Origin of the sequence: Pseudomonas sp. 18175, from assembly GCF_050432925.1 — a bacterium.
Lineage (GTDB): Bacteria > Pseudomonadota > Gammaproteobacteria > Pseudomonadales > Pseudomonadaceae > Aquipseudomonas.
The window spans coordinates 273617-287721 of record NZ_JBKFTO010000001.1 but is presented as its reverse complement, the minus strand read 5'-3'; the positions used below and the strand labels follow the sequence as shown (position 1 = coordinate 287721).

Annotated in this window: 12 protein-coding genes; 5 read left to right on the top strand and 7 right to left on the bottom strand. The window is 59.8% G+C overall.

Translation table 11 applies throughout. The features are described from left to right. Nucleotides 1-7 precede the first annotated feature (7 nt). From ACLD1Y_RS01275 to ACLD1Y_RS01265, 3 genes are read left to right on the top strand one after another with little or no spacing between them, the layout of a single operon-like run. Entirely contained in the window at nt 8-676 is a 669-nt protein-coding gene (locus ACLD1Y_RS01275) for an amino acid ABC transporter permease (protein WP_135290724.1), read from the top strand. Continuing rightward, on the top strand, nt 673-1323 hold the full coding sequence (locus ACLD1Y_RS01270; RefSeq protein WP_429474736.1) for an amino acid ABC transporter permease: 651 nt from the start codon (nt 673-675) through the stop codon (nt 1321-1323). The genes ACLD1Y_RS01275 and ACLD1Y_RS01270 overlap by 4 nt, the downstream gene beginning before the upstream one ends. Continuing rightward, complete coding sequence (locus tag ACLD1Y_RS01265) at nt 1310-2047, top strand: amino acid ABC transporter ATP-binding protein (protein ID WP_429474734.1); 738 nt, start codon at nt 1310-1312, stop codon at nt 2045-2047. The genes ACLD1Y_RS01270 and ACLD1Y_RS01265 overlap by 14 nt, the downstream gene beginning before the upstream one ends. Nucleotides 2048-2051: 4 nt before the next feature. Here the strand turns inward: ACLD1Y_RS01265 and ACLD1Y_RS01260 are convergent, their stop codons facing one another. From ACLD1Y_RS01260 to ACLD1Y_RS01245, 4 genes are all read right to left on the bottom strand, one after another. Continuing rightward, nucleotides 2052-2597 carry a hypothetical protein gene (locus ACLD1Y_RS01260; protein WP_429474732.1) on the bottom strand — a complete coding sequence of 182 codons (546 nt, stop codon included), beginning with the start codon at nt 2595-2597 and terminating at the stop codon, nt 2052-2054. Continuing rightward, entirely contained in the window at nt 2569-4968 is a 2400-nt protein-coding gene (locus ACLD1Y_RS01255) for a fimbria/pilus outer membrane usher protein (RefSeq protein WP_429474730.1), read from the bottom strand. Before ACLD1Y_RS01255 ends, ACLD1Y_RS01260 begins: the two co-directional genes overlap by 29 nt. Nucleotides 4969-5073: 105 nt before the next feature. Beyond that, a complete protein-coding gene (locus tag ACLD1Y_RS01250; protein ID WP_429474728.1) occupies nt 5074-5829 on the bottom strand; it encodes a fimbria/pilus chaperone family protein in 756 nt (251 codons plus the stop codon). 45 nt (nt 5830-5874) lie between these two features. Next, complete coding sequence (locus ACLD1Y_RS01245) at nt 5875-6537, bottom strand: DUF1120 domain-containing protein (RefSeq protein WP_429474726.1); 663 nt, start codon at nt 6535-6537, stop codon at nt 5875-5877. A gap of 493 nt (nt 6538-7030) precedes the next feature. Between ACLD1Y_RS01245 and ppx the strand changes: the two genes are divergently transcribed. Then, a complete protein-coding gene (gene ppx / locus ACLD1Y_RS01240; RefSeq protein ID WP_429474723.1) occupies nt 7031-8533 on the top strand; it encodes an exopolyphosphatase in 1503 nt (500 codons plus the stop codon). 149 nt (nt 8534-8682) lie between these two features. On the opposite strand, the gene ppk1 is transcribed toward ppx, so the two are convergent. Both ppk1 and hemB read right to left on the bottom strand, forming a co-directional pair. Continuing rightward, nucleotides 8683-10905: a polyphosphate kinase 1 gene (ppk1, locus tag ACLD1Y_RS01235; protein ID WP_429474721.1), complete on the bottom strand. Its 2223-nt coding sequence runs from the start codon at nt 10903-10905 to the stop codon at nt 8683-8685. 18 nt (nt 10906-10923) lie between these two features. Next, nucleotides 10924-11937 carry a porphobilinogen synthase gene (gene hemB / locus ACLD1Y_RS01230; protein ID WP_429474719.1) on the bottom strand — a complete coding sequence of 338 codons (1014 nt, stop codon included), beginning with the start codon at nt 11935-11937 and terminating at the stop codon, nt 10924-10926. 208 nt (nt 11938-12145) lie between these two features. Between hemB and ACLD1Y_RS01225 the strand changes: the two genes are divergently transcribed. After that, nucleotides 12146-12781, top strand: a complete 636-nt coding sequence (locus ACLD1Y_RS01225) for a DedA family protein (RefSeq protein WP_429475357.1) — start codon at nt 12146-12148, stop codon at nt 12779-12781. Here ACLD1Y_RS01225 and ACLD1Y_RS01220 read toward each other — a convergent pair. Continuing rightward, nucleotides 12762-13997: a sterol desaturase family protein gene (locus ACLD1Y_RS01220; protein WP_429474718.1), complete on the bottom strand. Its 1236-nt coding sequence runs from the start codon at nt 13995-13997 to the stop codon at nt 12762-12764. The genes ACLD1Y_RS01225 and ACLD1Y_RS01220 overlap by 20 nt on opposite strands. Between the last annotated feature and the right edge of the window lie 108 nt (nt 13998-14105).

The window sequence follows — 14105 nt, the reverse complement described above, 5'->3', positions numbered from 1 at the left end:
CTGATTCATGGCGTATCAATTTGACTTTGTGCCGGTGCTGGCCAATACCGACCTGCTGTTGCGCGGTGCGCTGTTCACCCTTGAGCTGACGGCCATCGGCGCGATTCTGGGGGTGGCCCTGGGCACCGTCGGCGCCGTGGTGCGGGCGTGGAAGATCCAGCCGTTTGCCTGGTTTTTCGGGGTGTATGTCGAGTTGATCCGCAACACGCCGTTTCTGGTGCAGTTGTTCTTTATCTTCTTCGGCTTGCCATCGTTGGGGCTGAAAATCACCGAGTGGCAAGCCGCCGTGCTGGCGATGGTGATCAACCTGGGGGCCTACTCCACCGAAATTATCCGCGCCGGTATCCAGGCCGTCCCCCGTGGACAATTGGAGGCTGCGGCTGCACTGGCGATGACACGTTTTGAGGCATTCCGCCACGTAGTCCTGCTGCCGGCACTGGGCAAGGTGTGGCCGGCGCTGAGCAGCCAGATCATCATCGTGATGCTCGGTTCGGCGGTGTGTTCACAGATCGCCACCGAAGAGCTGAGCTTTGCCGCCAACTTTATCCAGTCGCGCAACTTCCGCGCCTTCGAAACCTACGCCCTGACCACCCTGGTGTACCTGTGCATGGCGCTGATGATTCGCCAGTTGCTCAACTGGATCGGCCGCCGGTTTGTGATGAGGAACAGCCGATGAGTGATTTTTCGTTCTGGGACATCGTGCGCAACCTGCTCACCGGCCTGCAATGGACGCTGCTGCTGTCGTTGGTGGCGTTTATCGGCGGCGGTGTGATCGGCCTGCTGGTGATGACGATGCGCATCAGCAGCAAGGCATTCGCGCGCAACGTCGCCCGTACCTATATCGAACTGTTCCAGGGCACGCCGCTGTTGATGCAGCTGTTCCTGGTGTTTTTCGGCATTGCCCTGCTGGGTGTGGATATCTCGCCGTGGCTGGCAGCGGCCATTGCCCTGACCCTGTTTACCAGCGCCTACCTTGCCGAGATCTGGCGCGGCTGCGTCGACTCCATCGCCCACGGGCAGTGGGAAGCCTCGGCCAGCTTGGCGCTGAACCCGCTTGAACAATTGCGCTACGTGATCCTGCCCCAAGCCCTGCGGATTGCCGTGGCGCCCACGGTGGGCTTCTCGGTGCAAGTGGTCAAAGGCACCGCCGTGACCTCGATCATCGGCTTTACCGAACTGACCAAGACCGGCGGCATGCTCGCCAACGCCACCTTCGAGCCCTTCATGGTCTACGGCCTGGTGGCCCTTGGTTACTTTTTGCTCTGCTACCCCTTGTCCCTCAGTGCGCGCTACCTGGAAAGGAGACTGCATGCCTCTGCTTAGAATTTCGGCCCTGCATAAATACTACGGCGATCACCACGTCCTCAAAGGCATCGACCTCACGGTTGAAGAAGGCCAGGTGGTAGCGATCATCGGCCGCAGCGGCTCGGGCAAATCCACCTTGCTGCGCACCCTCAATGGCCTGGAATCGATCAACGACGGCGTGATCGAAGTCGACGGCGAATACCTCGACGCCGCCCGCGCCGACCTGCGTAGCCTGCGGCAGAAAGTCGGGATGGTGTTCCAGCAGTTCAACCTGTTCCCACACCTGACCGTGGGTGAAAACGTGATGCTCGCCCCCCAGGTGGTGCAGAAAGTACCCAAGGCCAAGGCTGCCCAGTTGGCCAAACAGATGTTGGAGCGCGTCGGGCTGGGGGAGAAATTCGACGCCTTCCCCGATCGCCTGTCTGGCGGCCAACAGCAGCGCGTCGCCATTGCCCGCGCCCTGGCGATGTCGCCCAAAGTATTGCTGTGCGATGAAATCACCTCGGCGCTGGACCCGGAGCTGGTCAACGAGGTGCTCAGCGTGGTGCGTCAACTGGCCAAGGACGGCATGACCCTGATCATGGTGACCCACGAAATGCGCTTCGCCCGGGAGGTTGGGGATAAGTTGGTGTTCATGCACCAAGGCAAGGTGCATGAAGTCGGTGATCCAAAGGTGTTGTTTGCCGACCCGCAGACAGCGGAACTGGCCAACTTCATCCGCACCACCGAAGTGCCCGCCTGACCCATCAACCGGCCGGCACCAGTTCGAACCGCCCACCGCCCTCCAGCGTGGTTTTATCGCGCACAGCGGTGGCCGCGCTCGGTAGCCAGGTGTCCACCTGCACCTGTGCAGAAAACGTACGACCCTTGGCCGGCAACCCACCCGCTACTACCACCAACGGTTGGCCAGGCCGCATCTGGCCATTGCGCTCTGAAGGGTTATACAACTGCGCCAGCTCGACCGGTTTCCCGTCCAGTTGGGGATGCAAGAGTGCCAGGCCGAACAAACCCTGCGACCCAAAACGGTAGCCTCGCCCATCCGCCGCGTCAGCTTGGAAGCGCAGCGCAATAGTGCTGTTTTCAGGGCATACAACGTTCAGCCGCACCGTACGCCTGCCCAGGCTTGCAGAGCGATCAGCAGAACGTAGTTGGCCGAAGTCGATGACAGATTGGCTCAGGAACAGTCGACAGCTCGCAGCGTGCGCTGTCGGAATCAAGCAGCCCAACACCACGCCCAGTGCCACGATGCTTCCAACCGCCCGCTTAGCGGCAGGTCGCAGCAGCCGTTTCATAGAATTGACCATTGTAAGTCCGCTCCGGAAGGTCCAATTGCAGTGCGCAAGTCGTGGCGTTCGACGACGACACCTTGAGGGTTTGCGGCGCCTGGACATTGCTCAGGAAAATCATTCCGTCCCCCACAACCGTGGTCAGCAAGGCGTTGTCGGTTCCCAGCACCGCACCGCCCTGTGGCAGCGGCTTGCCGTGCACATCCGTGGCACGCAGCAATACCCGGCGTACCTTGACCACATCGAAATCGACCTTGCTGAACGAGCCGCGCCCGGCTTGCAGCGCCTGGGTGCCGTTCTTGATGTCCACTTGCCGCGGCAGGCTTTTGCCGTCCAGATCCAACAGGCTGTCCTGATAGGCAGGCAGACCGGCAATCACCGCATTCCCCCACGGGTCGGTCCACACCGGCCCTTGAGGGGTAGTGATCCGCGCGCCCGGGATATCACCGACCGAAGCGATGCCGAAGGTGTCCTCAACCCGATAGGGCGACAGCGTCACCCCGCCGGAATGGGCAACTACCGCCCCCTGCAATTGGCCGGTATAGCTGGTGCTGGCACCATCCCGGTTGAATCCCAAACCCACTTGAGCGTAACGGGATGTTGCATTGAGGGTGCCGCCGCCGCTGTTTTCGCGGCGCTCGCCCAGGTCATGGTCGCTGCGCAGTTGGTAGTTCAAGGTGTCATCAACACGCTCGTCATAAGCTGCGCCAATACTTGCGCGCTCGCCGTGGCGACGGGCGTAGGTGCTGAGACTGCGGCCGCCACCCAAGGGCACGCTGACTTGCAGTCGGATTCCCACCCCGTCGTCATCCTTTTCCCTGTCGCCCACACGGCGCGATTGCCCGACCTGGGACTCGACTGTGACGCCGACGTTGGCGTACCGGAAATTCTTGTTCCACGCCCCATGGACATGCTCTGTGGTCCGGCTGTTGAAATGGGCACTCCGGCTGTAGCCAATCGAAAAACCGCCCAGTTGCGGGTTCGCCCAACTGAACCCGGCGGTGTATTGGTTTTTGAAGCGTGCGCTTTGCCCCCCTTTAACGTCTGGGTTTACCGTATCGAGCACATCGCGGTAGCCCGGCGTCTGGGTGGTGGCACTCAATGCCATCTGCACGTTGGCCGGTAAACCCGCGCTGACAGAAACACTGTTACGAGCTCCCTTCACCTTTTTTGAATGATCGCGGGAAAGGTTGTTGCGCAGCCCTAGGGAAAAGCGCTCGGAAAAACTGCTGTCCATCGCCACGCCCACCGAGGTGTAGTCATTGGTGCCTTGCATACCCGCGCTGAGTGCACTGCCCTTGCCCACCGCCCAAGTCCCGCTGCCCATTGCCAGCAAAGGCTCTTTGCGCCCTTGGCGCTCCACATCCCGGATTTTGCCCACAGACGCTGTATAGCCAGCCTTGACCGGCACCGCCGCGCGGAATGTGGCCGCCGGCACGACAAAACTGCGCTGCCCACCACGGGTGTCAATCACCGTGACTTGAAGGTCGCTGGTGCCATTGAGCAAGGGCAGATTGCTCAGGGAGAAAGGCCCTTGCGGCACCACGGTGGTGTAAATCAAAGCTCCGGACTGGCGCACCTCCACCCGCGACTGGCTATACGCCTGCCCCTCGACAACCACGCCAGCGTTGCTGCGAGGCGCTTCAATGCCATCGGGAAACAACTGCGCGCCCATCAGTTGAACGCCGCCAAAAACCGGGTTGTTTCCCGAAATCTGGCCAACCTGGAAGGTGGACGCCAATGGCAGGAAGTCACGCTGCGCATAGGCATATAAATGCTCGGCCGTTGAGCGGTGATCATTGGACACAAAGAACTGGCGACTGCGCGTTATCCAGTCGCCCATGTTGAAACCCACCTCGGTGGAGGCCGACAGATATCGGTTCGTATCTTCCCGCGAATGGCTGTTGACTGCCTGGATGTCGTAGTTGAGCAGCGCTGCGGTCCCACCTCGCGCATAGCTGCCAGAAACGCGTTGCGGCCCCCGCAGGGCATCGGTCGGCACCACCAACGACACTTCTTCATTGCCGGGTCGCAGCGTGACGATCGCCTTGGGGTAAGCACCCCGCAGGTCATAGCAGGCGGGGTCAGCCTGTTTGTCGATTACCGCAGAGGGCACACGCAAGCCGGCTCGGTCCAACAGGCTGCGGGTGAAACACAGTTCGCCATCGCTATCAAAACGGGCGTCCGTCAAGCCAATACGCTCGCCATTGACCGTAAGGTCCACCACGCGCACGCCCTCACTGAAACGCGCAGCATGGCGAAAGTAATGGGCCACCGATGGGCTGATTCCACGCGCCTGCAGGGTAGCCAGGTCAAACCCACCCACAGTCGTAGCAGCGGGTGCAGCCTGTGCGCTGCCGACAACGCTCGACATCATGGCCATGCACACCGAAAAGCTCAGTCCACTGCGTCTGAATAGCTCATCGGGCCGCTGTAGAAGCCCCACATTGGGTGGCCTAGCGTAGTTTTTTTTCATGGCAGGTCACTGCGCGGCAGCGACGATTGGCGCTTCGTAGTTTTCCACCGTGAACCCATAGACGGTCGCGGGTGAAATCGAAACGCCGGTGGCGCCAACCGGTGCGGTATCCATTGGCACGCTGAGGGTTTCACCCGGCAACACGTAGGTGCGCGGCAGATAGACCTTGCGCTGCAGCGGCTTCAACACCACTTCGTCAGCCAGGCGCACCACATAGGCGCTGTCATTGCGCACACTCAGGGTTTTGCCTTGCAAGTGCCAGGTCAGCAGCTCCCACGGTGCGTGGTGCAGGGGCAGACCCTTGGGGTGCAGGATCAGGGGCAGGTTTTGCCGAAGGCTGATACCGATCGTCGCACCTGAGCCGGGGCGCGCCTGGGCAATACCTTCGAATGTCGCACGTTTGAGGCGCTGAGTTTTAAGCGGTGAATCGCCTATAAAAAGAAACCTGACCATCTGCCGCTCGCCTGCGTCAACCCGTGCTACCGGCGGAGTGATCACAACCAGTGGCTCACCATCTTCTGGGATATTTTCAATCGCCGAATGAAGTAATACCGGCGTCGCATCAGTATTCTTCACGTTCATACTGACCTCACCGTCGGCTTCATTAAGTACAATCACCGTGGTTTCGGGCTCTACGCCATCGGCCAATGCGGGTGCGCACACTAAAAAACCGACAACTGTCGACAGCGACAAGAAAAACTTAATTCGCAAACTGGCAGCCCTCTGTTTTTCCTTTACTACAGGACAGAAAAAAGCCGGCACAAGTTAAAACTGCACTTAGCCACTTGTACCGACCTCAACTATCGCTTAGAGATAACGCAATTCAAGTGTGGCCTGACCGTCCAGACTCACTTGATTACTCATATCAAGTTCAGCGGTCTTATTAATCACCGCCTGAACTTCCAAATTGCCGGTGACGGTATTGACAGGTGCCGGTGTAATCGCCGCACCCGTGCGCCAACTGGATATGTTCGCGGTGTGGCCCAAGGAATCGCTACTGCGAGGATCCCAAGTTCCACCGTAGCCTTCGTCGGTAATGACGTAGGCGGGCTTACCGTCGGCAACCGAGTTACGCAAGTGCACCACATACCCGCCGATCTTTTGCCCCTTCGCGGTGGCCCCCAATCCGAAGTTGTAGTTGTCCCGGTAGCCGCTGCCGAATTGGGAAGTCATCAGGCCGGCTATCCGAGTACTCGAACGGTTGTCCACCACCTTCACGCCGATTTTGGCCGTGGCGTTGCTGCCGCAGCGGATGGCATAGGGCGTACTCTTCTTCGCGAGCTTGGTGTAGTTGGTCGGGCTCAGGGTATTTGGGTCAATCCGGCCATAATCGATAACCGAGTTGCCAATGGTAAAACTGCAACTGGCAGGGGCTATATAGCCTTTGACTTTCAAGTCCGCTGCTTGAACGTTCAAGCTGACAGCCGCCACCAACAGCGAACCTGCGACAACACTGGCTTTATATTTCATGAAGCATCACCTCTCGTGCATAAAAGACAATGAGTGACGGACAGGGATTACTTTCGGCCTTACGCGTACACGACCAAAGTGCCTACCCATTAAAAACCCACACCCATAAATAAATAACACCACGGCATAAATACCGAACCAAAGTATCAACACTTCATCTTTATAATAAAGCAGGAAAAAATATCAAAATCCGTAAGAACTATCAGCGACCACCCACCTAGAATGCTTAGAGTGATGTGCGAAATACAAAACCACTCAATGCAATTAACACGGAATCGCGTAGGAAATATTCTTAAGACTTGAAAACAAAGGCTTTTAAAATTGAGGACCACAGCAACGATCTAACTTGTAATACAAACGTCATAAAAAACTCCTACACGCCGCAAAGAAGACTCTTATCGAGAGACTCATTGGAAATCCCCTCGCACTACGCGTTGGCGCCAGCGGTCGATCGTGGCACGATGGTCAGGTTATCGACCGAGACCCACACACCATGCCGCAATCCCAAGCCAAGAATCTGTCCCTGATCGCCGCCATCGACCTGGGCTCCAACAGCTTTCACATGGTCGTGGCCAAGGCCCAGAACGGCGAAATCCGCATCCTTGAGCGGCTCGGCGAGAAAGTACAACTGGCTGCAGGCATCGACGACGAGCGCCAGCTCAATGAAGAGTCCATGCAGCGCGGCCTCGATTGCCTTAAGCGTTTTGCCCAACTGATCAACGGCATGCCCCTGGGCGCCGTGCGCATCGTCGGCACTAACGCGCTGCGTGAAGCGCGCAACCGTGGCGAGTTCATCCGCCGCGCTGAAGAGATCCTGGGGCACCCGGTAGAAGTCATCTCCGGCCGTGAAGAAGCGCGCCTGATCTACCTGGGCGTGTCCCACACCCTGGCCGACACCCCTGGCAAACGCCTGGTTGCCGACATCGGCGGGGGCAGTACCGAATTCATCATTGGGCAAAGATTTGAGCCATTGCTGCGCGAAAGCCTGCAAATGGGCTGCGTCAGCTACACCCAACGCTATTTCAAGGACGGCAAGATCACCCCGGCACGCTACGCCCAGGCCTACACGGCGGCGCGGTTGGAGATCATGAGCATCGAACACGCCTTGCACCGCCTGACCTGGGATGAAGCCATTGGCTCATCCGGCACCATCCGTGCCATCGGCCTGGCCCTCAAGGCTGGCGGCCACGGCACTGGCGAGGTGAATGCCGAAGGCCTGGCGTGGCTCAAGCGCAAGCTGTTCAAGCTGGGCGACGCAGAGAAAATCGACTTCGATGGCATCAAGCCCGACCGCCGTACCATTTTCCCAGCGGGCCTGGCGATTCTCGAAGCCATCTTCGACGCCCTAGAACTGCAACGCATGGACCACTGTGACGGCGCCCTGCGCGAAGGCGTGCTCTACGACCTGCTGGGCCGCCATCACCACGAAGACGTGCGTGAGCGCACGCTCAGCTCGCTGATGGAGCGTTATCACGTCGACCTGGAACAAGCGGCGCGCGTTGAGCGCAAAGCCCTGCACGCATTCGACCAGGTGGCCGAGGACTGGGACCTGGAAGACGGTGTGTGGCGCGAGCTGCTCGGCTGGGCCGCCAAGGTGCATGAAGTGGGCCTGGATATCGCCCACTACCATTACCACAAGCACGGCGCCTACCTGATCGAGCACTCGGATCTCGCCGGGTTCTCCCGCGAAGACCAGCAAATGCTCGCCCTGCTGGTGCGCGGCCATCGCCGCAATATCCCCAAGGACAAGTTTGCCGAGTTCGGTGATGAAGGCATCAAGCTGATTCGCCTGTGCGTGCTGCTGCGCTTCGCAATCTTGTTCCACCACATCCGTGGCACCCAGGAAATGCCCCAAGTGACCCTGCGCGCCAACGGCGAGAGCCTGGACGTGCTGTTCCCCAAAGGCTGGCTGGATGAAAACCAATTGACCCAGGCGGACTTTGCGCAGGAAGCGGAGTGGTTGACGCGGGTTGGGTTCACGCTGAACGTGCGCTAAAGCACACCGCAAAAGATGTGGGAGAGGGATTGCTGTGGCGAGGGAGCTTGCTCCCGCTGGGGTGCGAAGCGCCCCCAAAAGCTGGCGGCTGCTGCGCAGCCGAGCGGGAGCAAGCTCCCTCGCCACAAGAGCCCGCCCCACACCAGGTTTTAGTTCACCGTCAAAATCGGGCTACCCAACTTCTCCAACAACGTCGCCTGCGCACTGCGCGGGTTCTGGTTGCCGGTTGGCGTGTTGCGCACGTAGCGGCCGTCCGACTGCAGGCTCCAGCTGTGGGTGTTGTCGGTGAGGTAGCTTTCCAGCTCCTTCTTGACCCGCATGATCAGCTTCTTGCCTTCCACCGGGAAGCACGTCTCTACGCGCTTATCGAGGTTGCGCTCCATCCAGTCGGCGCTGGAGAGGAACATCTGCTCTTCGCCGCCGTTAAGGAAGTAGAACACCCGCGTGTGCTCCAGGAAGCGGCCGATGATCGAGCGCACATGGATGTTGTGCGACACGCCGACAATGCCCGGGCGCAGGCAGCACATGCCACGCACCACCAGGTCGATGCGCACGCCGGACTGGCTGGCCTTGTACAGCGCGCGAATGATCTTCGGATCGGTCAGCGAATTGAACTTGGCGATGATGTGCGCAGGCTTGCCGTCGAGGGCGAACTGGGTCTCGCGGGCAATCATGTCGAGCATGCCCTTCTTGAGGGTGAACGGCGCATGCAGCAGCTTCTTCATGCGCAAGGTCTTGCCCATGCCGATCAACTGGCTGAACAACTTGCCGACGTCTTCACACAAGGCGTCGTCGGAGGTCAGCAGGCTGTAGTCGGTGTAGAGCTTGGCGTTACCGGCGTGATAGTTACCGGTACCCAAGTGGGCGTAGCGCACGATTTCACCGGCTTCACGGCGCAGAATCAGCATCATCTTGGCGTGGGTCTTAAAGCCCACCACACCGTAGATCACCACCGCACCGGCCGCTTGCAGACGGCTGGCCAGTTGCAGGTTGGACTCTTCGTCGAACCGCGCACGCAGTTCGATCACCGCGGTGACTTCCTTGCCGTTACGCGCAGCGTCCACCAGCGCATCGACGATTTCCGAGTTGGCGCCTGAGCGATACAGGGTCTGGCGCACAGCCAGCACGTGCGGGTCTTTCGCGGCCTGGCGCAGCAGGTCGACCACCGGGGTAAAGGACTCGAACGGGTGCAGCAGCAGGATGTCCTGCTTGCTCACCACGCTGAAAATGTTCTCGCTGTTTTGCAGCAATTTCGGGATCTGCGGCGTGAACGGCGTGTATTGCAGCTCCGGGTGACTGTCCAGGCCTGTGATGCTGAACAGCCGCGTCAGGTTCACCGGACCGTTGACTTGATACAGCTCGGATTCGGCCAGGTTGAATTGCTTGAGCAGGTAGTCCGACAGGTGTTTCGGGCAGGTATCCGCCACTTCCAAGCGCACTGCATCGCCGTAACGGCGCGAGAACAGCTCGCCGCGCAGGGCACGGGCCAAGTCTTCGACGTCTTCGGAGTCCAACGCCAGGTCGGCGTTACGGGTCAGGCGGAACTGATAGCAACCTTTAACCTTCATGCCCTGGAACAGGTCATCGGCGTGTGCATGGATCATCGACGACAGGAATACATAGTTATCGCCTGCGCCCCCCACCTCTTCCGGTACCTTGATGATCCGCGGCAACAGGCGCGGCGCCGGGATGATCGCCAGGCCCGAATCGCGGCCGAAGGCGTCGATACCTTCCAGCTCAACGATAAAGTTGAGGCTCTTGTTCACCAGCAACGGGAACGGGTGCGTCGGGTCGAGGCCGATCGGGGTGATGATCGGCGAAATCTCGTCGCGGAAGTAACGACGCACCCACGTCTTGATCTTGGTGGTCCAGTGGCGACGACGGATAAAGCGGACCTGATGTTTTTCCAGTTCCGGCAGCAGGATGTCGTTGAGGATCGCGTACTGGCGGTCCACATGGCCGTGCACCAGTTCGCTGATGCGCGCCAGCGCCTGGTGCGGTTGCAAGCCGTCGGCGCCGGCTTGTTCACGGGCGAAGGTGATCTGCTTCTTGAGGCCGGCTACGCGGATTTCGAAGAACTCGTCCAGGTTGCTGGAGAAGATCAGCAGGAATTTCAGCCGCTCCAGCAAGGGGTAGGACTCATCCAGCGCCTGTTCCAGCACGCGGATGTTGAATTGCAGTTGGGACAGCTCGCGGTGGATGTACAGGCTGCTGTCATCCAGGTTGGTCACCGCGGCCACCGGCGCCGGCACCGGTGGCTCGGCCACCACGGCGGGCGGGGCCGGTTCCAGTTCCGGTGGGGTCTCGGTGACTTGTTCAACCACCGGGTGAGCGTCTTTTACAGCAACGTCTGTGAGTCCTTCGGTATTCATCGAGTGTTCCTGTGAGGGCTATTGTTGCTCTCTAAGCAATTGAGCGGCGCGGGCGGCGAAGTAGGTCAGAATGCCATCAGCCCCGGCGCGTTTAAAGGCTGTCAGGGATTCAAGGATCACCCCTTCACTCAGCCATCCATTCTGTATTGCAGCCATGTGCATCGCGTATTCGCCACTGACCTGATAGACAAAGGTCGGCACTTTGAATTCCTCTTTGACCCGGTAAAGGATGTCGAGGTACGGCATCCCCGGCTTGACCATCACCATGTCAGCGCCTTCGGCCAGGTCGGCCGCGACTTCGTGCAGGGCTTCGTGGCTGTTGGCCGGGTCCATCTGGTACGAGGCCTTGTTGGCCTTGCCCAGGTTCAGCGCCGAGCCCACCGCATCGCGGAACGGGCCGTAATAGGCGCTGGCGTACTTGGCCGAGTAGGCCATGATGCGCACATTGACGTGACCGGCCAGCTCCAGGGCTTCGCGAATCGCCTGGATGCGCCCGTCCATCATGTCCGACGGGGCAACCACCTGGGCGCCTGCTGCGGCGTGAGACAGGGCCTGCTTGACCAACGCATCAACGGTGATGTCGTTCTGAACATAGCCGTCTTCGTCGAGAATGCCATCCTGGCCATGGGTGGTGAACGGGTCCAACGCCACGTCGGTGATCACCCCCAGTTCCGGGAAACGTTCGCGCAGGGCACGGGTGGCGCGCTGGGCGATGCCCTCCGGGTTCCAGGCTTCGGCGGCATCCAGGGACTTGAGCCCGGCAGGCGTGACCGGGAACAGTGCCAACGCCGGAATCCCCAGCTCAACCCAACCGGCCGCCTCGATCAGCAACTGATCAATGGTCAAGCGCTCCACACCCGGCATCGATGCCACTGCTTCGCGCCGATTCTCACCGTCGAGCACAAACACCGGCAGGATCAGATCATTCGTCGTCAGGACGTTTTCACGTACCAGGCGGCGAGAAAAATCATCACGACGATTGCGACGCAGGCGGGTTGCGGGGAACAGGCGATTGGCAGGGGTAAAGCTCACGACAGACTCCTGAGCCCGCGTATACGGGCGAGCGTTGCAGTTATAAGCGGCCATTATGACGAAGGTATGACAGTTGTGCTTGCCGATGCGACCTGTAGCCGCATTCGTCGTTTATGTAGGAATTGTTCACTTCGTGACACATCTCGATACTTTCATGAATGTTCACGAAGGCGTAGGCTGCGCGTTCATTTCGCCAGCACCCCAGACCATGCTTCAACAATTTCTGCATGACTTCGGCTACTTTGCGCTCTTCCTGGGCACCTTCTTCGAGGGCGAGACCATCTTGGTTCTCGCAGGCTTCCTGGCGTTCCGTGGGTACATGGATATCAACCTGGTGGTGGTCGTTGCCTTCTTTGGCAGCTACGCCGGCGACCAGCTTTGGTATTACATGGGCCGTAAACACGGGCGCAAATTGTTGGCACGCAAGCCCCGCTGGCAATTGATGGGCGACAAGGCCCTGGGGCATATCCGCAAGCACCCGGATCTGTGGGTGTTGAGCTTCCGTTTCGTCTACGGGTTACGCACGGTCATGCCGGTAGCGATTGGCCTTTCCGGCTATCCACCCTTGCGCTACCTGATCCTCAACGGGATTGGCGCGGCGATCTGGGCCGCCGCACTGGGCGCGGCCGCCTACCACTTCGGTGCGGTGTTGGAAGGCATGCTGGGCAGCGTGAAGAAGTACGAACTGTGGGTGCTGGGCGCCTTGCTGGTACTGGGCTTCGGCCTGTGGCTGCGCCGGCGCTTCAAGAACGCGCGCATCGCCCGCGAGGCGTGTGCCGACGCCAAGGCCCGACTCGCTGCCGAGCCGGCCCCGGCTGAAGCGCCTAAGACACCAGTGGAGTAAGCCGGCTTCTGCAACAGTAGAGGCCGATCACGCTCAACAAGCTGTAACTGACCAGGCCCAGCCAGCCCAAGTTGCTGGCCGGCCACAGCCCGACCAGCGGCGCCAACCATACCAACGGCACATTCAATACCAACCGCGCCAATTCAGCCTTGAGTGCCCACGGGCGGTTCTCCAGGGCCACGCCCAAGGTAAACAAACCCAGCGCCATTGCACTCCAGCCCACCACCAGCGCCGTGGTGGGCAACCCCTCGCCGAAATTCATCAAATAGCTGCCAAAGCCCACATACACCGCAAATTGAAGGGCGATGTACACCTGCTGGCGCACGTCCAGCGCCACCTCGAATTTGCGGAACTGGCTCAGGTCGTGTTTGGCCAACGGGTACTTGGCCTTCACGTCCTCAGGCCGCCAGCCAGTGCGCATGAACCAGATACGCAGCTTGTCCTTCCAGCGCTCGGTGCGCCGCGCATCACTCCACAACTGCGCATAAAACTGCAGGTTGGCCCACAGCGGATTCCAGCTGGCCAGTGGGGTGGTCACGCCGAAAATCACCGGCTCGTTGTCGTCTTCCTCCTGGAAAGTACCGAACAGCCGGTCCCAAATAATGAACACCCCGCCGTAGTTGCGATCCATGTAGAGAGCGTTCTGTGCATGGTGGGCCCGATGATTGGACGGGGTGACGAAGAACCACTCGTACCAGCCGAGCTTGGGCACATGGCGAGTGTGCACCCAAAATTGATACAGCAAATTCAGGGACGCCACGCTGATAAACACCAGCAGCGGCACACCCACCACCGCCAGCGGCAGGTAGAAGATCCAACTCAGCAGAAAACCGGTGCTGGTCTGACGCAGGGCCGTGCTGAGGTTGTAGTCCTCACTCTGGTGATGCACCGAGTGGGCGGCCCAGAGGATATTGCGCTCATGGCCCATACGGTGCAGCCAATAGTAGCAGAAGTCGTAGAACACAAAGGCAAACACCCAAGTCCAGACACTCTGGGCAGACAGTTCGAACAGCGCCAGGTGCTTGAGGGCGAACGCGTAGGTCAAAATCCCCACGCCTTTGGTCAGCAGGCCCGTGGTGGTCGACAGCACGCCGGTGCTGAGGCTGTTGATGGCGTCTGCCACCCGGTAGTTGCGCTCGCCACGCCAGCGGTCGGCAAGCAGCTCCACCACGATCAAGGCGATGAAAAACGGTACCGCGTAAGGCACGAAGTCCATGGTCTGGTCCGGTTTGTTTTTGTTACATCTAGAGTAGGTGTAGTGGCGCCAAGCCCCATTGGCAACAGGTGACAAATTAGTAGACATTTAACGCCATGACCCCAGGAG